19 protein-coding genes and 3 tRNA genes are annotated in these 26,538 nt (G+C 47.2%); 13 read left to right on the forward strand and 9 right to left on the reverse strand.

The window, feature by feature from the left end; translation table 11 throughout:
- Window positions 1-16: 16 nt before the first annotated feature.
- Window positions 17-3,784, reverse strand: coding sequence for a hydantoinase B/oxoprolinase family protein (locus RT717_RS24385; RefSeq protein WP_317488948.1), 3,768 nt, complete (start codon window positions 3,782-3,784; stop codon window positions 17-19).
- Window positions 3,785-3,891: 107 nt separating this feature from the next.
- Between RT717_RS24385 and RT717_RS24390 the strand changes: the two genes are divergently transcribed.
- The 3 genes from RT717_RS24390 (at window position 3,892) to RT717_RS24400 (ending at window position 6,779) form a co-directional block, all read left to right on the forward strand.
- A complete protein-coding gene (locus tag RT717_RS24390) occupies window positions 3,892-4,653 on the forward strand; it encodes an NRDE family protein (protein WP_317488949.1) in 762 nt (253 codons plus the stop codon).
- Between the two features lie 67 nt (window positions 4,654-4,720).
- The gene (amaB, locus tag RT717_RS24395) at window positions 4,721-6,277 is read left to right on the forward strand and encodes an L-piperidine-6-carboxylate dehydrogenase (RefSeq protein WP_317488950.1); all 1,557 of its coding nucleotides are present in this window, start codon (window positions 4,721-4,723) and stop codon (window positions 6,275-6,277) included.
- Window positions 6,278-6,359: 82 nt separating this feature from the next.
- A complete protein-coding gene (locus tag RT717_RS24400; RefSeq protein WP_317488951.1) occupies window positions 6,360-6,779 on the forward strand; it encodes a response regulator in 420 nt (139 codons plus the stop codon).
- On the opposite strand, the gene RT717_RS24405 is transcribed toward RT717_RS24400, so the two are convergent.
- From RT717_RS24405 to RT717_RS24415, 3 genes are all read right to left on the reverse strand, one after another.
- The gene (locus tag RT717_RS24405) at window positions 6,776-8,233 is read right to left on the reverse strand and encodes a hypothetical protein (RefSeq protein ID WP_317488952.1); all 1,458 of its coding nucleotides are present in this window, start codon (window positions 8,231-8,233) and stop codon (window positions 6,776-6,778) included. The two genes, RT717_RS24400 and RT717_RS24405, sit on opposite strands and share 4 nt — an antisense overlap.
- A 221-nt stretch (window positions 8,234-8,454) precedes the next feature.
- A tRNA-Ala gene (locus tag RT717_RS24410) sits at window positions 8,455-8,528 on the reverse strand.
- A 96-nt stretch (window positions 8,529-8,624) separates the two neighbouring features.
- Window positions 8,625-9,098 (reverse strand): C40 family peptidase, encoded by a 474-nt coding sequence (locus RT717_RS24415; protein ID WP_152001400.1) that lies wholly within the window; start codon window positions 9,096-9,098, stop codon window positions 8,625-8,627.
- A 73-nt stretch (window positions 9,099-9,171) separates the two neighbouring features.
- Between RT717_RS24415 and asnB the strand changes: the two genes are divergently transcribed.
- Window positions 9,172-11,073: an asparagine synthase (glutamine-hydrolyzing) gene (gene asnB / locus RT717_RS24420; RefSeq protein WP_317488953.1), complete on the forward strand. Its 1,902-nt coding sequence runs from the start codon at window positions 9,172-9,174 to the stop codon at window positions 11,071-11,073.
- Between the two features lie 7 nt (window positions 11,074-11,080).
- Here asnB and RT717_RS24425 read toward each other — a convergent pair whose 3' ends face one another.
- A complete protein-coding gene (locus tag RT717_RS24425; RefSeq protein ID WP_317488954.1) occupies window positions 11,081-11,968 on the reverse strand; it encodes a hypothetical protein in 888 nt (295 codons plus the stop codon).
- Between the two features lie 184 nt (window positions 11,969-12,152).
- A complete protein-coding gene (gene gcvP / locus RT717_RS24430; protein WP_317488955.1) occupies window positions 12,153-15,053 on the reverse strand; it encodes an aminomethyl-transferring glycine dehydrogenase in 2,901 nt (966 codons plus the stop codon).
- 164 nt (window positions 15,054-15,217) lie between these two features.
- On the opposite strand from gcvP, the gene RT717_RS24435 reads away from it, so the two are divergent.
- A complete protein-coding gene (locus RT717_RS24435; protein WP_317488956.1) occupies window positions 15,218-16,705 on the forward strand; it encodes a M28 family peptidase in 1,488 nt (495 codons plus the stop codon).
- Window positions 16,706-16,954: 249 nt separating this feature from the next.
- Here RT717_RS24435 and RT717_RS24440 read toward each other — a convergent pair whose 3' ends face one another.
- Window positions 16,955-18,280 (reverse strand): DEAD/DEAH box helicase, encoded by a 1,326-nt coding sequence (locus RT717_RS24440; RefSeq protein ID WP_317488957.1) that lies wholly within the window; start codon window positions 18,278-18,280, stop codon window positions 16,955-16,957.
- A gap of 58 nt (window positions 18,281-18,338) precedes the next feature.
- Between RT717_RS24440 and RT717_RS24445 the strand changes: the two genes are divergently transcribed.
- The 3 genes from RT717_RS24445 to RT717_RS24455 all read left to right on the forward strand — a co-directional run bounded on the left by RT717_RS24445 (window position 18,339) and on the right by RT717_RS24455 (window position 21,683).
- The gene (locus tag RT717_RS24445; RefSeq protein WP_317488958.1) at window positions 18,339-19,676 is read left to right on the forward strand and encodes a dihydroorotase; all 1,338 of its coding nucleotides are present in this window, start codon (window positions 18,339-18,341) and stop codon (window positions 19,674-19,676) included.
- A 52-nt stretch (window positions 19,677-19,728) separates the two neighbouring features.
- Window positions 19,729-19,804, forward strand: a tRNA-His gene (locus tag RT717_RS24450).
- A 124-nt stretch (window positions 19,805-19,928) separates the two neighbouring features.
- Window positions 19,929-21,683, forward strand: coding sequence for a CocE/NonD family hydrolase (locus RT717_RS24455; protein ID WP_317488959.1), 1,755 nt, complete (start codon window positions 19,929-19,931; stop codon window positions 21,681-21,683).
- Between the two features lie 11 nt (window positions 21,684-21,694).
- Here the strand turns inward: RT717_RS24455 and RT717_RS24460 are convergent, their stop codons facing one another.
- Both RT717_RS24460 and RT717_RS24465 read right to left on the reverse strand, forming a co-directional pair.
- The gene (locus RT717_RS24460; protein WP_317488960.1) at window positions 21,695-22,387 is read right to left on the reverse strand and encodes a response regulator transcription factor; all 693 of its coding nucleotides are present in this window, start codon (window positions 22,385-22,387) and stop codon (window positions 21,695-21,697) included.
- Entirely contained in the window at window positions 22,377-23,645 is a 1,269-nt protein-coding gene (locus RT717_RS24465) for a sensor histidine kinase (RefSeq protein ID WP_317488961.1), read from the reverse strand. The genes RT717_RS24460 and RT717_RS24465 overlap by 11 nt, the downstream gene beginning before the upstream one ends.
- Before the next feature lie 142 nt (window positions 23,646-23,787).
- Here RT717_RS24465 and RT717_RS24470 point away from each other — a divergent pair, with 142 nt between their 5' ends.
- The 5 genes from RT717_RS24470 (at window position 23,788) to RT717_RS24490 (ending at window position 26,525) form a co-directional block, all read left to right on the forward strand.
- Window positions 23,788-24,168, forward strand: coding sequence for a DUF1573 domain-containing protein (locus tag RT717_RS24470; RefSeq protein ID WP_317488962.1), 381 nt, complete (start codon window positions 23,788-23,790; stop codon window positions 24,166-24,168).
- 77 nt (window positions 24,169-24,245) lie between these two features.
- Window positions 24,246-24,416, forward strand: a complete 171-nt coding sequence (locus tag RT717_RS24475; protein WP_317488963.1) for a hypothetical protein — start codon at window positions 24,246-24,248, stop codon at window positions 24,414-24,416.
- Between the two features lie 95 nt (window positions 24,417-24,511).
- Window positions 24,512-24,589, forward strand: a tRNA-Val gene (locus tag RT717_RS24480).
- Window positions 24,590-24,659: 70 nt separating this feature from the next.
- Window positions 24,660-25,580 carry a hypothetical protein gene (locus RT717_RS24485; protein ID WP_317488964.1) on the forward strand — a complete coding sequence of 307 codons (921 nt, stop codon included), beginning with the start codon at window positions 24,660-24,662 and terminating at the stop codon, window positions 25,578-25,580.
- A gap of 114 nt (window positions 25,581-25,694) precedes the next feature.
- A complete protein-coding gene (locus tag RT717_RS24490) occupies window positions 25,695-26,525 on the forward strand; it encodes a universal stress protein (protein WP_317488965.1) in 831 nt (276 codons plus the stop codon).
- Window positions 26,526-26,538: the final 13 nt, after the last annotated feature.

Below are 26,538 nucleotides of genomic sequence, written 5' to 3' on the forward strand. Positions count from 1 at the left end.
AACAAGCATCCGTTGGCTACGGGCCCCACCCACCTCCGCCCGGCGTTTCAATGACAATGGCATCGCCTGCTTGTAAATCCATTTCGTCAACGCCTTTCAACCCAATGACTTCTCCGGTTGACTTTTCGACATATTGCTTTCCGCTTGCGCCAGAGTTTCCTCCCTTCATACCATAAGGGGCTTCTACTCTGTGCTGAGTGAGGATGGTGAGTTCCACGGCCTCTGTGAAACGAAGTTTTCTCACAATACCGTCGCCGCCTTTCCATTTGCCATGCCCGCCTGAACCTTTTCTAATAGAAAATTCTTCCACCTGCACCGGATACCTCCATTCCATGATCTCCGGATCGGTAATGCGGGTATTCGTCATGTGGTGGTGAATGGCGTCGGCGCCGTTGAAACCTGGCCCGGCCCCGGTGCCGCCACAGATGGTTTCGTAGTAGCCGAAGCTTTTGTTGCCAAATAGCAGATTGTTCATCGTCCCCTGGCTGCAGGCGGAAAGCTTCAACGTTTTGATCAGAGTGTCCACCAGCCGCTGACTTACTTCGGTATTGCCGCCAACGACCGCCGGACACTGGGAAGAATCAGCCGGAAAAGGAGGGTTGAGCAAGCCTTCGGGAAGAATAATTTCCACTTGTTTCATAATGCCCTCATTGAGTGGAATGTCCTCAGAGATCAGCAGCCTGAGCACATAGATGACAGCACTTCGCACAATGGCAGGTGTGGCATTCAGGTTGCCGGGATGCACCTTTGAGGAACCAGTGAAGTCAACCGTCAGCTTGTCGTTTGCCTGTTGTAATTTTACTTTTAATGGGCTCTCATCGTCTAGTTTTTCAGCGGCTTCAAACTCGTTGCCCGGAAGCCTTTGCAATTGGCTCCAAAGCTTTTCGTTGGAGTAGTCTTTGAGCCGCTGCATATAATGCAGCACTTTTTTAGCCCCTTCTTTTCGGCAAAGCGAAAGCAACGCATTTTGGCCGGCTTTAATTGACGACAGCGCCGCATTCAGATCGGCCATGTTCTCTGCCACGGCCCTGGTGGGGTAGCTGTGCGCCGTAAGCACCTTTTCGATGTCTGACCACCTTGCCTCTCCGTGTTGGATCAATAGCATGGGGCTGATGACGACTCCCTCTTCGGCCAAATTTTTAGCGTCGGGCGGCATAGAACTGGGCCGTTTACCTCCCAGTTCCGCATGATGAGCCCGGTTGGCCACATAGCCCAACAACTTTGTTCCTTCAAACACTGGGGCAATGAGTGTGATGTCGGGCAGGTGTGAGCCACCGAAACCGGGATGATTGGTTACTGCCACATCGCCTGGCGACAAAGGAAGGACTTCCAGCACCTTGCGAACGCAGAGCCCGAGCCCCCCGAGGTGAACGGGAATGTGAGGAGCATTGACCACCAGTTCGCCATTTGAGTCGAGCAGTGCGCAGGAGAAATCGAGGCGCTCTTTGATGTTCACTGAAAAGGCTGTTCGCATGAGCAATGCACCCATTTCTTCAGCAATGCCCCGAAATCTGTTGGTAAACAGCTCAAGTGCTACAGTTTCATGCAACTCGTTGAGGCTAGAAGAGGAGGCTTGTGTCAAATCTAAAATGGCATTGAGCTCGTCCCCTATGCTGACTTGCCAGCCCGGGGCAACCCATGTGGTGGAAGTATTTGAAGCCAGGATGGCAGGGCCTTCAATTTTTGCCCCCGGCAACAACAACTCCCAGTCGTAGAGCTGTGCTGTCAATTGCTTGCCCTGATGCGTTATTTCTTTGGTTTTTTGCGATGATGCAGCATAGGCTTTGACTTGCCGGGCAACTCCGTTTGCACTTATTTTTAGTGCAGAAACTTTCACCTTTATCGACTCCACCTCAATGGCCCGGTTCTCAACCCAGTGACCAAATAGCTCTTCGTACTTGCTTTTGAAGGCAGGGTATAGACCGTCGTATTTTTCAGATTCAATTTCTATCACAGCATCTTGCCCTGAAAAGCGCAGATAGGCTGCCACAAATGTGATTTGGGTCGATTGAATTCCTTCGTTTCTGAGCATCAAAGTAGCTTCGTCCGCCGCCTTGGCAACGATCATTTCGAAATGATGCTTCAGGTCATCGAGAGGTTTCAGCACTTGTTGCGTGACCATTCGCTCCTCAACGGCCTTGCCAATACCGTAGGCACTCAGCAGTCCGGCATCGAAAGGCACAATGATTTTTTTCATGCCCAGCAATTCAGCAATGGCACAGGCATGCTGCCCACCGGCGCCACCAAAAGCAAGAAGCGCATGTTCGGCAGGGTCGTATCCTTTTCTCGTTGAGATGTTTCTGATCGCCTCTGCCATCCGCTCATTGGCAATTTGCAGATAGCCTTCCAGCAAGCTATTGGCTTCCGCTTGCTCTTCGGTTTGGTCTCTTATAGCACTTAGCTGCTCTTCCAGCCGTTTGGCTGACGCTCTTTTTTGCAAAGGAATGCCAAACTTTTCCTCATCCACTCTCCCCAGTAATAGATTAACATCCGTTATGGTCAATGGTCCGCCTGCACCATAGCAGGCCGGCCCGGGTTGTGCACCGGCGCTTTCCGGCCCCACCCGTAGCTTGTGACCATCAAAAGAGCAAATGGAGCCGCCTCCCGCAGCCACAGTTTCCACAGCCACCGAAGGAGAGGCGATTTTTGCCTGGCCCACTTCACACTCGAAACGGTAGTCGGGTTTGCCGGAGTACCGGCTTACATCGGTGCTTGTGCCACCCATGTCAAGGGTGAGAATATGCTCCTGCCCGCAAAGTCGGGCAATTTCGGCTGCCCCCACCACCCCCCCGGCCGGGCCGCTAAGCAAGCTGTCTTTTGCGTGAAAATCGTTGGCACTGACAAGCCCGCCGGCACTGGTCATCACTTTTAGTGAACTGTCCGTTGAAAGCTTGTTGGAAACGCCTGTCAGATAGGAGGTGAGAATAGGATTCAGGTAGGCGTCGGCGACAGCTGTTTCGGCCCTGGGGAGCAATTTGATGGCAGGAAAAAGCTGAGAGGAAATGGAGACGTATGTTAGTCCGGCTTTTTTACACAGGTCGAGCGCCACCAATTCATGTGCTTGGTTTTTGAACGAATTGAGAAAGGAAACAGCGACCGATTGAATCCCCTGCTCTTTTATTTTTTCAATGATTCGCTCTACCTCGCCTGAATTTAAGGCAAGTAACACATTTCCCTGCGCATCTACTCTTTCATCTATCTCAAAAACAGTTGAATAAAGCGGCTCAGGTTTTTCGATTTTCAAGGCAAAGATATCGGGCCGCTGTTGTGTACCGATACGAATCAGGTCTTGGAGCCCTTTTGTTACCAGCCAGGCAGTTTTTGCTCCCTTTTTTTCCAGCAGGGCGTTTGTTCCCCGGGTAGTGCCCAGCCGCATATCCATAGGTGGGAGTGCGTGGTCTAATGCTGTTTCGGTGATTAATCGGGCGGCCAGCACGGGGGCTTCTTCACCTCCATCCAGCTCGAAGTCGCAGGGAAGGGTAAGGTCGGCAGGAATGGAATTCGTCAGAGTAAATATGGAGTTGATGGGGTCAAAACCGGTAATAGCGTTGTGGGGCAGGTCCTTGCCCAGAAACCTTACTTTATAGCCTTTTAGGATGTCTTTGTCGACAGCGAACGAAGCATCTGCACGAAAAGCATTTTTAGCCACCTGCTCAACGGCTTTTCCCCTCAGCTTGCTGCTGCTGAGCACTTTCACTCTTTTTATCTCACCATTGGGTGTTTCTGCCAGGCAATCGGTAAAGGTGCCGCCTGTATCGACCCAAATCTTCCACTTCTTGTTCATGGCTATTTTCTTGCGACGCAAACTAAGTAACGGAACCTATTTCTCAAATTCATCATTGATTGGAGGAGTTGTTTTAGTATTGTGACTTTGAAAGCAATAACAATAATATGTGCCTGATCACCTTTGCCTGGAAGCATCATCCCAACTATCAGCTGATTCTGGTGGCCAACAGGGACGAATTTTACGAACGCCCAACAGCTCCACTTGGCTACTGGCACGATTATCCGGACGTACTTGGCGGTCGTGACCTGAAAGAAGGCGGCACCTGGATGGGCATGCACCGATCGGGTCGACTGACGGCCATCACCAACCACCGTGACCTGGCTAATATCAAGGTGTCGCCCCCATCAAGGGGAAATCTCACAAAGGACTTTCTTACTGGCAGCCAATCGTCACCGTCGTTTTATGGGGGTGTAAAAGGGCGGCTTGATCTTTTCAACGGATTCAACTTGCTGACTCTTGAAAATAATGAGCTATACTATTTCAATAATATTCAGAAGGAACTACTACAGGTAAAGCCTGGTATATATGGGCTTTCCAATGCTTTCCTCGATACACCGTGGCCAAAAGTGCAAAAGGCAAAGCGCTACTTTGAAGCCACTTTGAAAAAGGATCATCCCAGCGCTACCGAAATGATCGAGTGGATGGGCGATGGCGAGCTGGCACCGGATGAGCAGTTACCCGCTACCGGGGTTTCAGCTGACTGGGAAAAACAGCTGTCGGCTATGTGCATTAAGACTGAAAACTATGGCACCTGCTGCACCACAGTCATCACTATTGATCATGGTGGCGGGGTTGAGTACACAGAAAAGACTTATGCCGTGGGAAACAGAAAACCGGGTACTGTTAGAGTGCAGTTTCCTAAGTAGTATTATTTTGAAAACGCTTTAAATGTTAGCAATTTTGCGGCTCCATTAACCCCCTAATAATTATAGAATGGTCACAATTGAAGATACTTACGGAATTGCCGAAGCGATTGAAAAGCTCGGTATTGAAAATAAAAATGCCGGATCCTCAACTGGCAAAAATTGGATTGCCTCTGGTGGAGAGGTGATAGAAAGCTTTTCTCCGGCGGACGGAATGTTGATTGCCTCTGTAGAATCTGCGACGGCAGCTACATATGAGCAGGTGATAAAAAAGGCAGAGGAGGCTTTCAAGAGCTGGAGACTTGTGCCGGCACCTCAGCGTGGAGAAATCATACGGCAAATCGGTGACGAGCTTAGGAAGAATAAAGAGCATCTTGGCAAACTGGTTTCCTACGAAATGGGTAAGTCCTTGCAAGAGGGTTATGGTGAAGTGCAGGAAATGATCGACATCTGCGATTTTGCTGTGGGCCTTTCTCGTCAGCTGTATGGCTTGAGTATGCATTCCGAAAGACCCGGCCACCGCATGTATGAGCAGTGGCACCCCATGGGCATTGTGGGTATCATTTCTGCTTTTAACTTTCCTGTCGCCGTTTGGAGCTGGAACACTATGCTGGCCTGGGTATGCGGCGATGTTTGTGTTTGGAAACCCTCAGAGAAAACACCGATCACGGCGGTAGCCTGCCAGAAGATAGCTGCGAAAGTGTTCGAAAGAAATAATTTGCCAGAAGGCATCAGCGGCCTCGTTATCGGCGACTATAAAATTGGGGAGCTTCTCTCCAACGACACCAGAGTGCCATTGGTTTCTGCCACCGGCTCTACCCGCATGGGCAAGAAGGTGAGTGAAGCTGTAGGCAAAAGACTGGGCAGGTCTCTGCTGGAGCTTGGCGGTAATAATGCCATCATTGTTTCGCAGCATGCTAATTTGGACGTGGCAATTATCGCAGCCGTGTTTGGTGCTGTGGGCACCGCAGGGCAAAGGTGCACCACTACCAGAAGGCTTATTGTGCACGACAGTATTTTTGATGAAATGAAGGCTCGGTTGACTAAAGCGTACTCTCAATTGAAAATAGGGAATCCGCTGAGTGAGAAAAACCATGTTGGCCCGCTTATAGATAAACTGGCAGTTGAAAATTACCTCAACGCCATTAAGGAAGTAGAAAAAGAAGGAGGCAAAACTATCGTTGCTGGTGGTGTGCTTTCGGGCGCCGGTTATGAATCGGGATGTTATGTGAAGCCCGCCATTTTTGAGGTAGAGAATACTTTCAAGATTGTTCAGCACGAAACCTTCGCTCCAATTTTGTATTTGATAAAGTACTCTGGTGATGTAGCTGATGCCATCGCTCTTCAAAATGGAGTACCTCAGGGCCTTTCTTCTGCAATTCTCACAGATAATCTGCTGGAAGCAGAGCAGTTTTTGTCACAGGCGGGAAGTGATTGTGGCATTGCTAATGTTAACATTGGAACCTCTGGAGCTGAAATTGGGGGAGCCTTTGGTGGGGAGAAAGAAACAGGTGGTGGCAGGGAGTCGGGCTCCGACGCATGGAAAGCATATATGCGCCGTCAGACCAATACAATCAACTACAGCGCAAAGTTACCTTTGGCTCAGGGGATAAAATTTGATCTTTAGCAGTGTATTTTACCAAAAAATTAGTAACATTTGGTGTCGTAGCCCTTTTACCCCAGGCTATGACACCAACTAACAACTTAATATGGCAGTGACTGTAGCCCCCAGATTTAAAGCTGTGATGCTTATTGACGACAATGAGATCGATAATTTGATCAATCAAAAGATGATTGAGGCATCAACCTTATCTGAAAATATTTATGTGCATACCGGTGCCAAGAGCGCCATTGAGTTTTTAAGAAATATAGAAAAGCTTGGTGCGGCAGGACATTCCATTCTCCCTCAAATCATTTTTCTCGACATCGATATGCCACTGATGGACGGGTTCCAATTTTTGGATGAGTTTGAAAAGTTCAGAGTGGAAACCAAGAATATTTGCAATATTGTCATGCTTACTTCGTCAATTAATCCTCAGGACGTCAACAAATCGAAGAAGTATAACTACGTAAAAAAATACATCAATAAACCCCTAACACAGGATACGCTCGAGAAGATAAAGTTCTAAACCACCGACACAGAGCTGAGATCGTTTATGAATTTTTCATCCATTCGAATTAGCGTGGTTGGTGCATAAACTGAAATATTGGAGGAATTGAACTTCCTGACCAACACCGAAATTTTATCTGCCTTCTGTTTTTTTGCTTCGCTGGTAGCGACTTTCAGAATCTTGTTGAAGATAACGACGTGGTCAATGTTTTCCTTGCCCATCAGCCTCACCTGTCTTTGAACACTATTCATCAGCTGGCTGAATAAATCATAGTCGCCCATCATACAATATTGCAGGGCCAGCACCGATTTGATTTCAAGCTGGGCAAGCGGGTATTTTTTAAGGCTTACCTCGTTAAGGAAGTTGTTGATCCATTTAGCCGCCTCGTCATAGTTGCCGGCATAATAGCAACTCAGCGCCCGGTAAGTGACATAGGTAATATAGGCGGGTACGTTGAGAGGATTTGGTTCATATTCTGAAAACTGAAGCTGGTTCTCTTCTTCCAATGTGTCCTCTATTTTCAGACGGATGCTTCTTCGCAGCTTTGTGATAAGCAGCTGGGAAGAAAAAGTGAACGTGGGATAGTTCATCAGAAGCGTTGCCACTGCATCGTTCACTTCATCGAAAAACTCTTCTGATTTTTTATAAAGCTGATAGTGGGTATAATACTCCAGCTTTAGGTAGTCAAACAAAAGCGATAAGTGGTGGTAGATAGAATCAAGGGTATATACTGAGAAGTAGCTTTCTACTTTTTTGAGAACGTCCTCAATGGCCTCTTCATCCTGGTTAAGTTCACTTTCTTTGTCGTCCACAAAAAGTCTGTGAAAGATATTTACCGCCGACTTGTACACATATAGCCTGTGCGAATCATGAAGAGCACTGACATTGGTAAGCTCCCTGAGCAGGTAACTAAGTCCCAGCTTTGATGTCTCATCCCCCGTCAGGTAGTAGTCGCCATAATTTTTAAAATAGTCTGCCAGAATATCTTCAGCCTTGTCGGTGGCAAGCATAAAGGCCACGTGTTTGTTATAGAGCTGAGAGTAGCTAAACTGCTCTGGCGAGTGCATGTGCAAGCGCTTGAGATATTTGTAAACTACCGTTAGCTCTGACGACAAATCATAGTCTATTAGCTCTTTCTCCAGTTTTTTTAGTGTGGCAAGGGCAATGGCTCGTTTCTTGGTGAACACAACGTCGTTCACGTTGGCTACCTTTTTAAGAATATCAGTACGGGGGTTTTCCATTTGCTCCACCAGATACTCTTCAATTTTCTGGTTGAGCCGTGACCGCAGCGTATAGTACGCATTGGGGTTGACACCCAACTCCTCCATGATCTTGTTGTCGCCAAGGCTTCGTTCTCTAATGCCCTTGAGCAACGAGGCCGATTTTTCGGCCGCACTTTCATTGAGGCTGTTATAAATAGCCTGATAGTCTTTATCGGAGAGTTGTTTGATAATGTTCTTGAGCTTTGCCATCTATTACGTGTTTCTGGAAATTAAAATACCCATTTTTCAATTGTTTAGCTATAAGCTTCAATTTTATTAGCAGTGTAGTCGCTAAAAACTACTAAATGAAGTGAATTCTTGTTCCAAAAAATGAACTGAAGTAATAGCTGGCGTAATTGTGAACACAATTAGAAAGGAAGATGGACAAAAAAAGGAAGACTTGTGCCTTCCTTTTGAGTTAAATATCGAAGTGGAGCATATCGGAGTCGAACCGATGACCTCTTGCATGCCATGCAAGCGCTCTAGCCAGCTGAGCTAATGCCCCATTAAAACACCAAAGAAGAATCGTCGAACCGCAACGAGCTAGCTCACATTGAAGTCTTGAATTGGGGACTGCAAAAATAGGAAAGAAATTGTATTCTCAAAAAGGTCGGCGGGCTTGCACTATCCTTTTCCAATAATAGTCGGATTTTAGGTTCGTTTCCATCACGCCAAGTTTTGTTGAGGCATGAATAAAGCGGATGTCGGTTTTGCCCCTGACGTCAGTCACCATACCAACGTGGGTGATTTTTCTTTTCCTTTTGCCCATGGCAAAGAATATGAGATCGCCCTCTTCCAGGTCATTCAGCGAAACTTTTCGGCCCATTTTGCTTTGTGCATTGGATGTTCTGGGCACCTGGATGCTTGCCGACTCGAACGAACGGAGAATTAGCCCTGAGCAGTCGATGCCGCTCCGGGTGGTGCCACCGTATTTATAAGGCGTTCCAGTGTATGACCTGGCAGATTGAATAATGACGTCGACCTTTTTTGCCCTGGATTTTTTGGAGCCGGCACAGCCCGAGAGAATAAGAATGGAAAAAATGAAAAGAACAAAAGAGGGTCTTAACTTGGACATATTTATCTGACGAATTTTCAGAACCGTTGAATTACTTTAAAATTACACAAACATTTGAAAAGAGGCTCAAATAATGTGCGGGATAACAGGAATTAAGGCATTTAATGAGGTTGGGCGGATCAACATGATTCACCTGGCTGCCGCAACTGAATCGCTCGCCAAAAGAGGGCCAGACAATCAGGGACTCTTTTACGACCATTTTGTCGGGCTGGGGCACCGTCGTTTGAGTATTATCGATGTTTCTGAAAGCGCCCACCAGCCGATGTCGGATGCCTCCGGCCGATATCAAATCGTATTTAACGGCGAGATATTTAACTACATGCAGTTGAGGAAGGGCCTGCAGGAAAAGGGAGTGTCGTTCCAAACAGAAAGTGACACCGAAGTGCTTCTTCAGTTGTATATATTATTTGGCAAAAAGGCGCTGAATCATCTCAACGGATTCTTTGCTTTCGCCATATTTGACGCAGCTGACGGTTCGCTATTTATCGCCAGAGACCGCCTGGGGATCAAGCCGCTTTATTACTACTACGACGAGGACAAGCTGATTTTTGCCTCAGAAATGAAGGCCATTATGCGCTATGGTATTCAGAAAGAGCTGTCATTCGAATCGTTGCTTACTTACCTGCAGCTCAATTATATTCCTGCTCCGTTGACGATCCTCAAGGGTGTCCATAAGTTGCCTCCGGGCCACCTGATTGTGAGCAAAAAGAATGAGGTAACGGTTGAACAGTGGTACAAGGTTCCATTCGATGCAAGCAGCGCTGTTGGGCGTCAAAGCTATTCCGACAAGCAAAAGGAATTGAGAGAGCTTCTCACCAGTGCGGTAAAACATAGGCTGGTTGCGGACGTTCCCCTCGGCACATTTCTTAGCGGAGGTACCGACTCTTCAATCGTAGCGGGTATTGCCTCGAAGCTGCACCCGGGTATTCATTCATTTTCAATTGGTTACAGAGATGATCCTTTTTTTGATGAAACCGAGTATGCTGAATTGGTTGCTCGTCATTTCAATACACAGCACCATGTTTTCAAGTTGTCGAACGATGACTTACTGAATCATCTGGAGGGGATGATTAGCAATATTGATGAACCGTTTGCGGATTCGTCAGCGCTGCCGGTGTACATACTAAGTGAGGAAACCAGAAAGCACGTAACCGTGGCTCTTTCCGGCGATGGAGCAGACGAGCTCTTTGGGGGCTACAACAAGCACCTGGCCTGGCAAAAAAGCGTTGAGCCGAGTTTTTCGAATGCGCTGGCAAAGGGCCTGCTCCCACTCTGGAAAAGCCTCCCTGCATCAAGATCGTCAGCTTTTGGAAATAAGGTAAGGCAACTAAGTAAGTATGGAGAAGGGCTTAAGCTTTCTGCTGAAGACCGTTATTGGCGGTGGGCCAGCTATATGGCGGAAGGCCGGGCGCTGGACTACCTGAGCCCATCGGCAAAGGAAGAACTTGTTATGGAGACTTACCTTGGAAACAAGGGAGGTTGGTTGCTTCCGCTGCACGGATCCTCTTCACTAAACAGCTTTCTTTTGGCGGACACACAGCTGGTGTTGCCCGACGACATGCTGACCAAAGTAGACAGGATGTCGATGGCGAATGCGCTGGAGGTAAGAGTGCCATTTTTGGACCACAGAGTTGTAGAGTTTGCTTTTGGGCTACCCGAAAGCTTTAAGATTCACAATGGAACCAGGAAAAGAATTTTGCAGGATGCTTTTAAAGGCTTTCTGCCTCAAAAGCTCTATAATCGACCCAAAAAAGGCTTTGAGGTTCCGCTGCTAAAGTGGATGCAAAACGATATGAAGAGCACGCTGGACGGTGTTGTTTTTAATGACGACAAGTTAAACGAGCAGGGAATTTTCAGCGCTCAGCAGTTGGCTTTGCTCAGGCAACAACTGCACAGCAACAACCCTGGCGATGCGCATGCTACCACGTGGGCCCTGTATGTTTTTCAGAAATGGTGGGAGAATTACTTCAAGTAAGAGAGAATCAGGCATCAGTGCCTGCCTGCCAGAAAGCGGGATCTTTTCCCACTTTACGAATAGCCTCCAAAAAGAATTTTGCATCCTCAACATTCCACGATTGTGGTGAGTCGCCCCAAAGAGACCTGAAGCCGTCGATGGTGATATAGTTCCTCCACGCATTTTTCTTCCAGAAGTCGAGCAAGTTGGCGATGGAAGAAATGTAATCTTTGGTGAACATTCCCGTAGGAGCATTGCAAATAAAGCTTTCGAGGAAATAGGAAGGCGTCCTGTTCTCGTCCATATGCCCCATCTGCACCAGCCGGTCTCTGATATTTTTGAAAACCCTCACGGTAGCAAGAAACTGGCCCTGGGAGCCACTTTCTTTTACTGCCTCATAGGAGTTGTGCTGCTTTGGAAAATTGATGATGAGTTCCTTCCCTTTTTTAGGGTAGAATGCCACGCCCAGTTTTTCCACTTCATCTCTTCCATGCTTGATAAACAGTTTGTATTTGAAGCACACGAGCACATTCACAGGGAGGCGATTAGGAGAGCCAATGATATGAATGGCGTTATCTCCATCCTGTACCGACCCTTCGCCAAAAGCATTTTGCATGCTTTCAAGGATGTTTTCTCTGAAGCTTTTGTAGGTGAGGCCTTTTCCCTCAAATGGGTCTTCATTGCTTTTGCTGGAACCTGTTACCGAGGTCAGTTCAATCGCTACGTCAACCGGCGTATTGTACAGAATATTGGTGCCATTGAGGTGAGAGCCATGCAGGTAGTAGGCTACTCTGACAGATTTTGGGAATCTTTTATAGCCAGCCAGGGCGTTCTTAACTACTGCAATTGTTTCATCAAGTTTTTCTGCCTTTATGCGGCTGGACCATTTTTCTAAAAGATCCTTTTGAGACGCCATAATCTTTACTGCGATTAGTATTTCAACAATATGTTACCCTTCAATGAAGGCACTATAAAAAATATGCTTGACATTAACAGGCTAACAAGATTACACAATTTTTAGCTTTTTTCGGCAACTGCTCCTTGTTTTCAATTGACCTGCCAAATGAAAAAAGGGAGCGATTAACTCCCTTTTCTGTTCCTTAGGCTTCTGCCAGTGTTTCCGAAAACTCTGAAATTGGAATGCAGCTGCAGAAAAGGTTTCTATCGCCATAGGCGTTGTCAATCCTGCTCACGCTTGGCCAGAATTTACTGTTTTTCACATATTCAAGAGGGAACACCGCCTTTTCCCTGCTATAAGGCAGCTGCCATACTTCGGCCAGTGCTACTTTCTGGGTGTGTGGCGCATTTTTCAGCACGTTGATCTCACGGTCTGCCAGACCTTTTTCTACTTCCCTCACTTCTTCCCTAATGCTGAGCATTGCATTGCAGAACCTGTCCAGTTCAATAATTGACTCACTCTCTGTTGGTTCAATCATCATGGTGCCGGGCACCGGGAACGACATGGTAGGCGCATGGAAGCCGTAATCCATCAGCCTTTTTGCGAGGTCTTCCACTTCCACTCCAAACTGCTTAAACTCTCTGCAATCCACAATCATTTCGTGAGCGCACCGGCCATTTTTTCCGGTGTAAAGAATTTTGTAATCGCCCTTCAATCGCTCCTTGATATAGTTGGCGTTAAGAATCGCCATTTTCGTCGCATTCGTCAGTCCTTCACTTCCCATCATAGCTATGTAAGCGTACGATATAGTGAGGATGCTGGCGCTGCCGTAGGGAGCAGATGAAATAGACGTAATCGCTTTGTCTCCGCCTGCCTTTACCACCGGGTTGCCGGGAAGGAAGGGAGCCAGGTGAGCCCCAACGCCAATCGGGCCCATGCCGGGGCCGCCGCCGCCGTGAGGGATACAGAATGTTTTGTGGAGGTTGAGATGGCAAACGTCGGCGCCAATGCGTGCCGGACTCGTCAGCCCAACCTGAGCATTCATGTTAGCGCCGTCCATGTACACCTGTCCACCATTTTGATGGATAATGTCGCAGATATCTATGATTTCTTCTTCAAACACACCGTGAGTGGATGGATAGGTCACCATCAGCGCCGACAGATTGTCTTTGTGTTTTTCAGCTTTGGTTTGGAGGTCATTCAGGTCGATATTTCCTTTTTCATCGCAAGCTACGATCACCACCTGCATACCTGCCATTACTGCACTGGCTGGGTTGGTGCCATGTGCTGACGAAGGAATAAGCGCCACGTTGCGGTGGTTGTCGCCTCTGTTCTGATGATAAGCCCTTATTACCATTAAACCGGCATACTCCCCCTGTGCGCCAGAATTTGGCTGCAAAGAAACTGCCGCAAAGCCAGTGATCTCTTTTAACCAGTCCGAAAGCTCGTTTACCAACTGCTGATAGCCTTTTACCTGACTCGCCGGAGCAAATGGATGAATGTTTCCAAATTCGGCCCACGTTACCGGAATCATTTCCGATGTGGCATTGAGCTTCATCGTGCACGAGCCAAGGGAAATCATTGAATGCACCAGAGAAAGATCCTTGTTTTCAAGCCATTTCATGTAGCGAAGCAGCTCGTGCTCCGTGTGGTGCACATTGAAAATCTGGTGGGTAAGATAGTCGCTTTTGCGTTCCAAAGCCGAAGAGAAGCTCACATCCACATTGCTCGACTGGCCCTCAAGATCAAATCCGGAAGTTGATTTGCCTGCTATTTCACTAAAGATGGAGAAAACGACTTTCAGGTCTTCCAACTGAGTAGTTTCGTCCAGCGAGATGCCAACATGATCAGAGGAGAAGTACCTAAGGTTTACCCCCTTGGATTCGGCAAGGGCCTTGATCGCTTCTTTTTTACCTGCCGCCTCTACTTTAAGGGTGTCAAAAAACTCAGCATTCATCTGCTTGAAACCAAGGTGAGCCAGACCAGCATTGAGCAGTCTTGCCAAGCCATTGACTCTTGCAGCGATTTCCTTCAGGCCATGCGGGCCATGATATACGGCGTACATGCCAGCCATAACGGCCAATAGTACCTGCGCTGTGCAAATATTGGAAGTGGCTTTTTCTCTCCTGATGTGCTGCTCTCTTGTTTGCAGCGCCATGCGGTAGGCTTTGTTGCCTTCCTTGTCTACCGACACGCCAATGATTCTGCCAGGTATCTGCCTTTTGTATTCATCTTTCGTAGCAAAAAAAGCCGCATGCGGCCCGCCGTAGCCCATTGGTACGCCAAAGCGCTGGCTGCTCCCGATAACCACATCGGCGCCCATTTCTCCCGGGGATGTCAGAAGCGTGAGGCTCAGGAGGTCTGCGGCTACCGCAATCATCAAATCGTTTTCCTTCGCTGCGGCGATAAAAGATGTCAGGTCTTTCACCTCGCCATTAGCATCCGGATACTGAAGCAAGGCCCCGTAGAATGAAGTGTCGGTAACATCGAACGAAGAAAACGGAGCAACTACCAACTCAATGTTCAATGGTTGGGCCCTTGTAACGAGCAAGTCGATCGTTTGTGGGAAGGTATTTTCATCGATAAAGAATTTATGCGCATCTTTTCTCGATTTTTTCCTTAGCTCATGCAGCATGGTCATGGCTTCGGCCGCTGCGGTACCTTCGTCGAGTAAGGAGGCGTTGGCGATCTCCATGCCTGTCAAATCAGATACCACAGTTTGGAAGTTGATAAGTGCTTCCAAACGTCCCTGGGCGATCTCTGCCTGATAAGGAGTGTAGGCTGTGTACCACCCTGGGTTTTCCAATATATTTCTCTGAATAACGGCAGGCACCACGCAATTATAATACCCCATGCCGATATAGCTCTTGAATACCTTGTTGCCAGCAGCCAGTTGCTTGAATTCGTTCAGGAACTGATACTCATTTCTTGGTGCCGGAAGTTGCAGCGGCCGCTCCAGTCGAATCTTTTTTGGAACCGTCTGGTCTATTAATTCATCAATAGACGACACTCCAACAGTTTGAAGCATTGTGGCCAGCTCTTGATCATCTTTGCCGTGATGGCGACTCTCAAAACTAACCCTTTGGTTAACGTTGATCTTCATTAAGTTACCCTCTGAAAATGTGTAGTGATATGAACCTTATTTCTGACTGCAAAGGTATAATTTAATGTGAAGATATTTTGTTCCGGTTTTCAAATAAAATGTGGAATTGGTATGGAAGGTTTACCCGAAAAGAATAAAATTGCCCCGGGTAACCCAAAGCAATCATGATTCAAAAATTTTCATTATTTGTGCTCGCCCTGGTAATTAGCTTAGCTGCATTTGCCCAGGATAAAAAGGCGATAAAAATCTCGAAGACCATCACCAAAGAAGACCTCTATGCCCGGCTCGAAGTGTTAACTTCCGATAGCCTGGAGGGTAGGGAAACAGCCACCGAAGGTCAGCGAATGGCGGCGGCTTTTATTGCGGCACAGTTTAAGCAATATGGTTTGGAGCCCATCGTGTTTGAGGCTCAGTCGATGTCTTATTTTCAGCGTTTCCCGCTGCAAAAATCTCAATGGACCGATGTTTATGTAAAAGCAGGTGCGACAAAGCTGGAGAACGGAACCGACCTGTTGTATTTTGGTGCTGCCAGCACTTCCAACGAAGTGACCGCCGAGGTGGTTTTTATTGGTGATTTGGCACAAGCCTCAGGCATTGTCAAAAATGGGGCTTTCAAGAATAAAATTGTTGCTGTGAGAAGCCAGGACAGCAGGTCGTGGACATCCATAAGGAGGCAGTTTGCTGAAGCCGACGTCAGGGGCCTCCTGGTATTTGGCGGCGAATCGGATGGTCAATTTAAAACTGTAGTCGGTCGATACAAGAACTATATTACAGCCTCACGTCTAAGCCTTAGTAGTGAGGGAGATAGCAGCAACGAAGGCCCTTTTGTTTTCATTGTTTCGCCCGATGCTGCAAAGGGTGTCTTTGGCCGGTCTATTGAAGAGCTGATGGCGAGTGCTTCGGGCGCAGAGCAACCGATGGCTAGTATCAGCTTTAAGGCAGAAAGAACCACCGAGGAGGTAATAACTGAGAATGTGCTTGGGTTTCTGGAAGGGACTGACAAGAAAGACGAGGTGCTGGTAGTGACGGCCCACTACGACCACCTTGGCAAAAGAGACGATGTTATTTACCATGGTGCAGACGACGACGGATCGGGCACGAGTGCAGTGTTGGAAATAGCCCAGGCTTTTAGCGAAGCGAAAAGGAAAGGCAACGGGCCCAGGAGAAGTATACTGTTCATGACCGTGACAGGTGAGGAAAAAGGCCTTCTCGGGTCGGAGTACTACACGGATCATCCGGTGCTGCCGCTGAGTAAAACCGTTGCCAATTTGAATATTGACATGATAGGCAGGGTAGATGACGCTCATTTGGACAATGAGAATTATATCTATGTGATTGGTTCGGACAAGTTGTCGCAGGATCTTCATCAGCTTTCGGAGAAGGTAAATAAAGACTACACCAACCTTGCGCTGGACTATACTTATAATGACGAGAACGACCCAAACCGGTTCTATTATCGCTCTGACCACTACAACTTCGCAAAGAACAACGTGCCGATTATTTTCTATTTTAATGGTGTGCATGCCGATTACCACCGCCCCACCGACACGATCGAGAAAATTGCGTTCGACAAGATGACCGCTATCACAAAGCTGGTTTTCTTTACGGCCTGGGAAGTGGCTAACAGGGAAGAGCGGATTAAACTAGACTAGCGGAGTCACAAGCAAACGGTGCGAAAAGAATGCAAAAGGCCCTTGAACTGAAGTTCAAGGGCCTTTTTAGTGTGGGCTAGAAACAACTTGAGGGATCGGCAAAGCCACATCCCCCAAGATCTTTTCAACCAGCTATGGAAAGAAAGACTTATCCATCTTTCTGTATCAAATGTATGCTTTTCACTTCAAACAAAAATTTCGATTAGATGAACTACCTAAATTCTTCGATGAATTCTGCCGATATGCAGATCAACGTTTTTTCCTTTTGTTCTTTTTGGGAACGGGCTTCTTAAATTGGCCTTTCGGATGCTTCTTGTCATGGAAGGCACCTTTGAAATCCGGGTCATCTTTTCTCTTCTGATGATCCACTTCCCTGGCCATGTCCTGCTGTTCTTCAAACGGGGTCTCCTCAATGATCAAATCTTTCGGCAAACGGTGTACGGGAATTTGTTTTCGGATAAGCTCCTCTATTTTCCGAAGGTGATATTCCTCGGCAGGGTTAACAAAAGTCCAGGCTGAGCCTGCTTTGTAAATTCGCCCTGTTCGTCCTATCCTGTGCACATAGTCTTCATACAACACTGGCACATCAAAATTGATAACATGGCTTACCATGCTCACGTCGAGGCCTCTTGAGCTCACATCCGTAGCTACCAGGATTTTGCTGTCGCCAGCTTTAAAGGCTTCAAAAGCATTGATTCTGGCATTTTGGTCTTTATTGCCATGGATCACCTTTACAGATGGATTGATTTTCCGGTGTATAAATTTATAAAGGTTGTTGGCAGTGTCTTTTGTTTTGGTGAATATGATGACTTTGTCGATGGCTTCTGTTTGATGCAGAAACCAGTTGAGCATGTGGATCTTCGTCTTGAAGTTAGGGATGAGGTACACCCGCTGTTCAATGGTTTCGAGCGTACTCGACTGAGGGGCCACTTCAACTGTTTGAGGAAACTCCAGAAACTCCTCTGAGAGCTTCACTACTTTTTCGGGCATGGTGGCAGAAAACAACATGTTTTGCCTCTTGACCGGTATAACCTCAAGGATCTTCCTTATCTGCGGCATAAAACCCATGTCCATCATTCGGTCTGCTTCATCCAGCACGAGCGTTTTAATTTGGCGTGGATGGATAGCCTCTGCGTGATAAAGCTCGGTGAACCGACCGGGGGTGGCCACGATCAAGTCCACACCTTTTTTCAAATCTTCAATCTGAAGCTTTGGCCCTTTTCCCCCGTAGAGGCCCACTACCCGTAGGTCGGTGTAGGTGGCCAGCTTTCGGGCATTCTCCTCGATTTGCATCACAAGCTCCCGGGTGGGTGCCAGAATGAGCGCTCTCGGGTCGTTGCCTTGGGCATACTTGATTTTCAATAGAATGGGGATCAGGTAGGCCGCTGTTTTGCCGGTGCCGGTTTGCGCTATGCCGAAGAGGTCGTGGCCTGCGTTCGCCACAGGAATAGCCTTGGCCTGAATAGGAGTGGGCGATTTATAACCCAAATCGGCTATAGCATTCAGGAGCTGCTTATTCAGCTTGAACGACTCGAAGCCGGCCGACTCCTCCATAAAATTTTTGTTATCTATCATGCCAGAGCCCCCTGTTTGGGTATATAAATGTAAATTTGCATATCAAATAGTCCATCCTATGAAGACGAAGCTGATTGTAAATGCAAATATAGTGAACGAAGGCAACGTACGTGCCGCAGATGTGTTGGTGAAGGGCCAGTATTTCGAAAAGATAGGTTCGCACTTGACTGATGACGCTGACGAGGTGATAGATGCCGACGGCAAATACCTGTTGCCTGGGGTAATCGATGACCAGGTGCATTTTCGTGAGCCGGGCCTCACACATAAGGCTACCATTTATACAGAGGCCAGGGCGGCTGTGGCCGGGGGAGTCACATCATTTATGGAAATGCCCAACACAGTGCCCAACGCATTAACTCAGCAGCTGCTGGAGGACAAATATGAAATTGCCCGGCAAACATCTCTTGCCAACTACTCTTTTTTCATGGGAGCCAGCAACGACAACCTGGAGGAGGTATTGAAAACGAATCACAGGAATGTGTGTGGCATCAAGGTGTTTATGGGTTCTTCCACTGGTAATATGTTGGTAGACAATGCGCAGGTGCTGGAAGGGCTTTTTAGCAAGGTAGACATGCTCATAGCAACTCATTGCGAAGACGAAGCCACTATCAGAGCTAACACCGAAATATTCAGGAATAAGTATGGTGAAGATGTGCCGATAGAATGCCACCCTCTCATTCGAAGTGAAGAAGCTTGCTATCTCTCTTCATCCTTGGCAGTGGGGTTGGCAAAGAAGCACGGCACCAAGCTACACATTCTGCATATCTCCACAGGAAAGGAAACGGCGCTGTTCGACAATTCAATTCCTCTGGCAAAAAAAAGGATAACGGCTGAGGCGTGCATCCACCACCTTTGGTTTTCGGATGAAGACTATGCGAGTAAAGGGACACTTATTAAGTGGAACCCGGCCGTGAAAAAAGCAAGCGACAGGGAGCAGATATGGAAAGCTTTGTTGGAAGACAGAATCGATGTGGTGGCTACTGATCATGCGCCCCACACCTGGGAAGAGAAACAAAATAGCTATTTCAAGGCGCCTTCCGGGGGGCCGTTGATTCAACATTCGCTCGTGGCGATGCTTGAAAAGCACCGGGAGGGTAAAATAAGCATGGAGCGGCTGGTGGAAAAAATGTGCCACAACCCAGCTATTTTGTTTCAAATTGAAAAACGGGGCTTTATCAGAGAGGGTTATTTTGCTGATTTGGTGATTGCCGACACAAGCTCCACCTGGATGGTGGAGAAGTCAAATATCCTGGCGAAATGTGGGTGGTCGCCTTTTGAAGGGCAAATCTTTCATTCAAAAATTGACACTGTCCTTGTTTCGGGGCACAGGGCATACCACAAAGGCCAATTGGATGAAACTAAAAAAGGTGAAAGATTATTATTTACAAGGGACTAAGTGCTTTGCAAAATTGATGAATGCCATTAACTTTGCAGTCCCAAAATTACATGGTGGTTGTAGCTCAGCTGGTTAGAGCGCCTGATTGTGGTTCAGGAGGTCGCCGGTTCGAACCCGGTCTTCCACCCTTGTGAAATGAAGAAGCCCTTAGTGAGGGCTTTTTTTATGCCCCATTTTTTCCCAACGAGTTAAGTATCATTTTTCCTTTCCAGTTTCAATGATTTAATTGACATGACCTTAACCCGTTGTGCGATGAAAGCATTGATCTTTTCTTTTCTCCTCAGTTTTTTGGCAACCCCACTGGTGGCTCAGCCGCAAGCATGGAACATTCAACGGGAAGTGGTAAAAATTCCCATGAGGGACGGCGTCAACCTGGAGGCTATTCTGTACAAGCCAGCAGGAGAAGGTAGGTTTCCCGCTATTGTGTACAGGACGCCCTATGGCAAAGATGAGTATGATGGTTACGCCATGTTTCCCCTTGCTGCAGCAAAAGAAGGGTTTGCCGTTTTTCTGGTTGACGTCAGAGGTCGCTTCGGGAGCGAGGGAGAATTCAAAGCGTATCATCAGGAGCGGCCCGACGGCTACGACTTAATAGAATGGGTGGGTAAGCAGCCCTATGTAAACGGAAGAGTGGGAACCTATGGGGGCTCCTATCCAGGCATTGTTCAGTGGCTGGCCCTGTCCGAAGCGCCGGAGGCGCTCAAAGCTGCAGCACCCGACATGACACCGATCAATAGTCACTATTTTTATTACTTCGGTGGTGCTTTTTCAATGCCATGGCTCGATTGGTTTATGCCTCTGATTGTGCCTGACTTACGAAAAAGAGCCAACGACCCTTCTGGGCCCTGGCTCGACAGTGATGCCTACCAGCAATGGGCAAAAGACAGGGATCAGTGGTACAAATACCGGCCTCTGGCTGACATGCCGTTGCTTAAGAAATATGCGCCTTATTACTACGATTGGCTCTCGCACCCTGACAAATCGGACTGGTGGGATTTTGCTTCAGTTGAAAAGGACTTTGAGAAAATGCAGGCACCTGCTATGCTACTAAGTGGCTGGTATGATGCAGCTTATGGGCCTTTGGGAGCTATTCAGGCCTTTCAGGAAATGAAAACGAAAGCTGCTACATCGGTGGCGAGAGAAAACACCAAACTCATTCTTGGCCCTTGGAATCACACGTCTGTAACTGTAAGAAAATCGCATTTTGGTGAGGTCGACTTTGGGCCATCAGCGGGGTTTGACTTTGATAGGGTGTTGATTGACTGGTTCACCCTTCATTTAAAAGAAGAGGAGGCACCCATGCCCGACCCTGTCAGTGTTTTTGTGATGGGCGCTAATAAATGGAAAACGTTTAGCGACTGGCCCGTACCCAATATCGAAAGCACCACGTTTTATTTGGTCGCCGGTGCCGACAACAAAAGTGGGGAACTTGTAATGCAGCCGTCAAAAAAGGCGAAAACCATGTCTTACACCTTTGATCCAAATAATCCAGTGTATGATAAAAGTTTCGAAAAAAGCTATCCCTACGACCAAAGAGAAATTGAGAGCAGGGAGGATGTATTGGTGTTTACTTCCGAAGTTTTGACGAAGGATATCGAAGTGATTGGTCTGGTGGAAGCAGCTTTGGCTGTAAGTTCTTCAGCAAAGGACACAGATTTTCACGTAGTGCTATGCGATGTTTACCCTGATGGAACGTCCATTAACCTGAGTGGATTGGATGCTGGCTATTTAAGGATGCGCTACCGGGAAGGGCTTGAGAAGCAGGTGTTGATGAAGCCGGAGAAGGTTTATTCGATATCCATCGATAATATGGCTACGGCTAATTTGTTTAAAGCCGGGCATCGTATCAGAATGTACATTACCAGCAGCAGCTTTCCGCATTACGACCCGAACCCGAACACGGGAACTAATATTGCCACAGAAGCAAACCTGATTCCGGCTGTCAATAAAGTCCATGTGGGTGGTAAGAATGCCTCGAAATTGATCCTGCCGACTGTGAAAAAGTAGTGACTACGCTTTTATTTTACTCTAAGCTGAAAACCGACGCTATGGTGGTTTTCAATTTGAACATTCGGATCGTGCCTGAGATACTTTCTGAGACGTGACACAAACACGTCAAGGCTTCTTCCGGCAAAATAGTCGTCGTCGCCCCAGAGCTGCAAAAGAATGTCATCTCTTTTCACAAGCTGATTTTTGCGACACACCAGCATGAAAAGCAAGTCATTTTCTCTTCTTGTCAGCTTGGTTTCGCCATCTTTGAAATGCAAGCGGAGCGTGTCGGTGTTGAGCGTATACTCGCCAATGGCCAGCTGCTGAGAAGTTGGTTTTTCTTCTGTAGGCGTGGTTCTTTTAACAAACACCGCTACACGAAAAAGCAACTCCTCCATACTAAATGGCTTCGTGATGTAGTCGTCTGCTCCAATTGAAAAACCCTTCAGCTTGTCTTCCTGAAGCGAGCGGGCTGTGATGAAAAGGATCGGAACAGATGAATTAGTTGCCCGGATGCTTTTTGCCAATGTAAACCCATCTACTTTTGGCAACATAATGTCCAGAAGGCACAGGTCGAAGGTGTTGGTTTTAAAAAATTGTTGAGCATCCAGTCCGTTTGTAGCATGAACCACCTCGTAGCCACCCTGCTCCAGGTTATCCTTTAGCACGAAGCCCAGGCTTGGGTCATCCTCCACCAGTAACAGTTTTGGCCTATTTTTCATGAACTACTGGGATTTTGATTCGAAAAGTTGTTCCCCTTCCGGGTGTTGAACTTACCGTAATGTCACCGTTATGGGCTTTGACGATTTGCTTTACATAAAACAAGCCCAATCCAAAACCTGAAACATCCTGCACATCCCCGGACGGCACCCGGTAAAATTTCTTGAAAACGTGTTTCAGCGATTGAGCAGGAATGCCCCTGCCCTCGTCCTTAAATGTAAGGAGCACCTCGTGGCCAGTGTCGGTAACGTCCAGGCTGATGACGGGGGCACCCTCCGAATACTTGATGGAGTTGTCGAGCAAATTGCCCAGCACATTTTGAAAGTGGAGGGTGTCAGTTTTTATTTTGCTGCCATTGCAATGGCATTCCAACTGCCATTTCCCGCCAGCAGCCAGCACTTTTTCCCGGGCAGTCTGGTCAAACTCCTCTAGCAGGTCGGCCACTGACTGTAGCTGCATGTGTAATTGCAGTTTATTTTTTTCTACCAGCGCTATCTGTAACACCTCTTCCACATGGCTTTGCAATCTGTCGGCCTCTTTTTCGATCAAAGAAGCATATTTGTGAAGTCGTTCTTTCGAGTCCTTTTCATTGGCCGACCGGATTACTTCTGCCGACAGCTTAATGGTCGACAAGGGAGTCTTGAACTCATGTGTCATGTTGTTGATAAAATCCCTCTGAATTTCTGAGAGTCTTTTTTGCCTTGTCATCACCACCATGGCGTAGGCAAAGAACCCTATCACAAGCAGTAGCCCTCCCGAGGAGTACACCAGAAAGTCCATTCTGCCCAGGAGGTATCCTTGCCTTGAGGGGAACAGCACCCCGAAATAATACTGGTCTTCTTTTAGCGACGGGAAGCTCGCCTTGACCAACTTCCCTTTGTTTTCTGAAACCTGATTTCCATAGACCATGAGTTGGGACTGGCAATCATATATACCGTACTCAAAATCGGTGAAAATATTCCGCTTGTTCAATTCGGCGGTCAGGAAGTATTCCAGGGTTTGGGGCTGTAATACCTGCGAAGTTCGTACGATATAATAATTAGCAGATATCTGCTCAATGGGATTATAGGCAGGCACATCCAAGCCATCGGTTTGGCACAGCGACTCCACAACATTGCGTAGTGCGAGATGCAGGTTATGGTCGAAAGTTCTGGACTCAGCAATGTAGGCCTGCCTGATCCAAAGAAACTGGATCAGCAGAACCCCGGCTACTGACAGTGCTCCGAGTGAGGTGATAAGCCTGATTGAACGAGTCCTCATGATTCAAAATTAAACAATCCATTGATGAACAGTGTGCCATTAACATTTCATTAACACTTGTTATGCTTTCATTAACAGCCTTTTAAAGTTTCCGTACGGACATTTGAATCGTTATTTATTTTTTCACTAAAACACATTAATTATGAAAAAGAACATTGTTGCACTAGCTGGGCTCTTCGTCGCCTTTATCGCTCTTTCAAGCTTTCATCCTGCCGCCGAGTCATTGTCATTCAAGGCAATGACTTACGACTTTGGTAAGATTGTAAAGGGTGCGCCCGCAAGCCACAACTTTGAATTTACGAACCCATCCAGCGAGTCAATTACTATCACTAAAGTGACAGCATCTTGTGGCTGCACTGTAACGGACTACACGAAAGGTAGTATTGGCGAGGGAAGTGAAGGGTTTGTGAAAGCTACTTATAATGCTGCAAAGGCAGGGGCTTTTAGCAAGACTGTGAGCGTTTATCACAGTGGCTCCGAAGCTCCTATTGTGCTGACCATTAAAGGAGAAGTAGTAGAATAGTAATATAAGGGTGTTGGGGCTGATTTATGTTTCAGCCCTATACCCTTCCCATTTTTTAACCTTACCTGGGAAAGAAGATGTTGAGCAAGAAGACCATGAAGTACTTTACCAACCCCAAAGAACTACCCGCAGGAATTCGCAATGCACTGACTATTGCGGCCGTAGCAGTGGGTGTGGCAGTAGGCATTGCTGCCATTTTCGAGAAGCCCATCATCAAGGCAGCGACTGACTTTTTTAGCACTTGCTAAGCTTACCTCCCCATTTAAGCCTTTGTTTATTTCGAATTGTTTCTCAAACTTTGCTGGCTAGCAAGTCGCACGTTGCTGCTTCGATGGTGCATTTCGGGAAGTTAGCTCAGTTGGTTTAGAGCACCGCCTTGACAGGGCGGGGGTCGCAGGTTCGAGTCCTGTACTTCCCACCAATGCAGCCGGTAACAACCCGGCCTTCCTGAATACATGGTTTCTACCCCGCCCCTCTAAACAAGGCTTTTGATGTCAATTAGAATTGCTTTTTACACCCTTTGCTCTATTGTTTTGGTAGCCTGCCATGGCAGAAGGGATAAGAATGACTATGCTGAGGAAAAGGCGAGAGCACCCTTCGAGGCGGCTACTTCAATGGGAATCATAAAAGAAAGTAGCCTCGATGAAATTTCAGGGATAGTGGCTAGTCAGAGATACCCCGGCTTTTATTGGGTGCACAACGATAGTGGCGGCAGTCCTTCCGTTTACCTGATCGACAGCCTTGCTCAGCTCAAAGCTGAAATAAGACTGGAGGGAGTGATCAACCGTGACTGGGAGGATATCGCCATTGGTCCAGGGCAGGACGGGGCCTATTTGCTTTACGTAGGTGAAATAGGGGACAATAGAGCTGTTTATGGCAATTACTCCATCTATTCGTTTCCCGAACCAGAATTGAATCTGGTGGGAGAGATTCAATTTCTCAGCATCAGCGACTTTTCAACGTATCAATTTCAATACCCTGATGGCGCACGGGATGCTGAAACCTTGCTGGTCGACCCCACCAACCGTGACATCATCATTATATCTAAAAGAGGGGACAATGTTATTGTCTATCACTGGCCTTTTGCGGAGCAGACGCCAGAACCCTATGTACTGCACAAGGCGGGTGGCATCCCGTTTTGGATGATAGTCTCTGGAGACATATCACCAGATGGGCAGGAGCTTTTACTTAAAAATTACGAGTCGATATTTTACTGGAAGAAAGAGCCAGGCGTTCCCTGGCTGGAGGCGATCAAGACGAATCCGCACCGGCTTCCTTACCAACCGGAACCGCAAGGGGAGGCCGTTGCGTTTGCAGCAAACGGCCAGGGCTATGTTACCCTAAGTGAGGGAAAAAACTTTAACGGCCCGCAACACATCTACTTCTACCGCAGGAAACAGCTGATTAAGTAGTATGTAGTTCAATTCTGACTAAAATCAGGTTTTCTGAATATTGAGGTCATGTCAGGCGGAATGGAGAAGCTTTAAGTTTACTTTTAATTAGCAACCTTGTAATCCGACAAAGACATGAACATCAAAAACATACTTGTACCGACAGACTTCTCTCCGTGTTCGAAGAACGCTGTTAGAATTGCGGTAGACCTTAGCAAGAAGCTGGGTGCTAAAATCCACCTTATTAACGCCATTCATGTGCCAACGCCGCATATGGACATTGGTGGCCAGGCCATGATTGAGCCGATGCTTGAAGAGTATGAAGAGGAGGTTGACAAGAAATTCGACGCTTTGGATGAGGAAATTCCAGGGTTGAAGGATGTTAAGCACGATCATAGAGCCTATGTATCTTTCACCATTGACGCTATTTATACGGCAATGGAAACCAAGAAAATAGATATGATTGTGATGGGCACAAAAGGAAGTCATGATACACTTGAGAAGCTGCTCGGCGGGGTAAGCAGTGAAGTGATTAGAATTGCCGACGTGCCCGTGCTGGTAGTTCCCGAAGCTATAAAAAAATTCAACCCGAAGAAGATAGTATTTGCTGCTGACTTCAATAAGATAGAGTCAATAGGAAGGCTAAGTCCGCTGAAGGATATTGCCGAGCTTTTCGAAGCTGAAATCACAATCGTCAATGTTACTGAGGATGACAAATTTCCATTTAGCCGCCTGGTGGAGAGCTTCAAAGTCGACAAATTTCTTAAGAATATTAAGCACTCTTTCGAGACTACAAAGAATGATGATGTAAGAGCCGGGCTTTTTGAATTTGCCGAAAAAAACTCAGCTGACATGATTGTCATGATGCCTAGAAAGCATTCCCTTTTTGAGAAGATTTTCAAAAGCAGCGTTACGAAAAAGGTGGCTATGGGTGTCAAGGTGCCTTTGCTCACCTTTCACGAATAACGCAATATAGAAG

The sequence above is a fragment of the Imperialibacter roseus genome (assembly GCF_032999765.1).
Classification (GTDB): Bacteria; Bacteroidota; Bacteroidia; order Cytophagales; family Cyclobacteriaceae; genus Imperialibacter; species Imperialibacter roseus.

Coding starts and splice junctions, on each gene's coding strand:
- RT717_RS24465 (WP_317488961.1), bottom strand. CDS start 23,645: ATGAGGACTCGTTCAATCAGGCTTATCACCTCACTCGGAGCACTGTCA.
- RT717_RS24455 (WP_317488959.1), top strand. CDS start 19,929: ATGAAAGCATTGATCTTTTCTTTTCTCCTCAGTTTTTTGGCAACCCCA.
- RT717_RS24440 (WP_317488957.1), bottom strand. CDS start 18,280: ATGATAGATAACAAAAATTTTATGGAGGAGTCGGCCGGCTTCGAGTCG.
- RT717_RS24475 (WP_317488963.1), top strand. CDS start 24,246: ATGTTGAGCAAGAAGACCATGAAGTACTTTACCAACCCCAAAGAACTA.
- RT717_RS24405 (WP_317488952.1), bottom strand. CDS start 8,233: ATGGCAAAGCTCAAGAACATTATCAAACAACTCTCCGATAAAGACTAT.
- RT717_RS24460 (WP_317488960.1), bottom strand. CDS start 22,387: ATGAAAAATAGGCCAAAACTGTTACTGGTGGAGGATGACCCAAGCCTG.
- RT717_RS24485 (WP_317488964.1), top strand. CDS start 24,660: ATGTCAATTAGAATTGCTTTTTACACCCTTTGCTCTATTGTTTTGGTA.
- RT717_RS24385 (WP_317488948.1), bottom strand. CDS start 3,784: ATGAACAAGAAGTGGAAGATTTGGGTCGATACAGGCGGCACCTTTACC.
- RT717_RS24390 (WP_317488949.1), top strand. CDS start 3,892: ATGTGCCTGATCACCTTTGCCTGGAAGCATCATCCCAACTATCAGCTG.
- RT717_RS24415 (WP_152001400.1), bottom strand. CDS start 9,098: ATGTCCAAGTTAAGACCCTCTTTTGTTCTTTTCATTTTTTCCATTCTT.
- RT717_RS24425 (WP_317488954.1), bottom strand. CDS start 11,968: ATGGCGTCTCAAAAGGATCTTTTAGAAAAATGGTCCAGCCGCATAAAG.
- RT717_RS24490 (WP_317488965.1), top strand. CDS start 25,695: ATGAACATCAAAAACATACTTGTACCGACAGACTTCTCTCCGTGTTCG.
- RT717_RS24400 (WP_317488951.1), top strand. CDS start 6,360: ATGGCAGTGACTGTAGCCCCCAGATTTAAAGCTGTGATGCTTATTGAC.
- amaB (WP_317488950.1), top strand. CDS start 4,721: ATGGTCACAATTGAAGATACTTACGGAATTGCCGAAGCGATTGAAAAG.
- RT717_RS24435 (WP_317488956.1), top strand. CDS start 15,218: ATGATTCAAAAATTTTCATTATTTGTGCTCGCCCTGGTAATTAGCTTA.
- asnB (WP_317488953.1), top strand. CDS start 9,172: ATGTGCGGGATAACAGGAATTAAGGCATTTAATGAGGTTGGGCGGATC.
- gcvP (WP_317488955.1), bottom strand. CDS start 15,053: ATGAAGATCAACGTTAACCAAAGGGTTAGTTTTGAGAGTCGCCATCAC.
- RT717_RS24470 (WP_317488962.1), top strand. CDS start 23,788: ATGAAAAAGAACATTGTTGCACTAGCTGGGCTCTTCGTCGCCTTTATC.
- RT717_RS24445 (WP_317488958.1), top strand. CDS start 18,339: ATGAAGACGAAGCTGATTGTAAATGCAAATATAGTGAACGAAGGCAAC.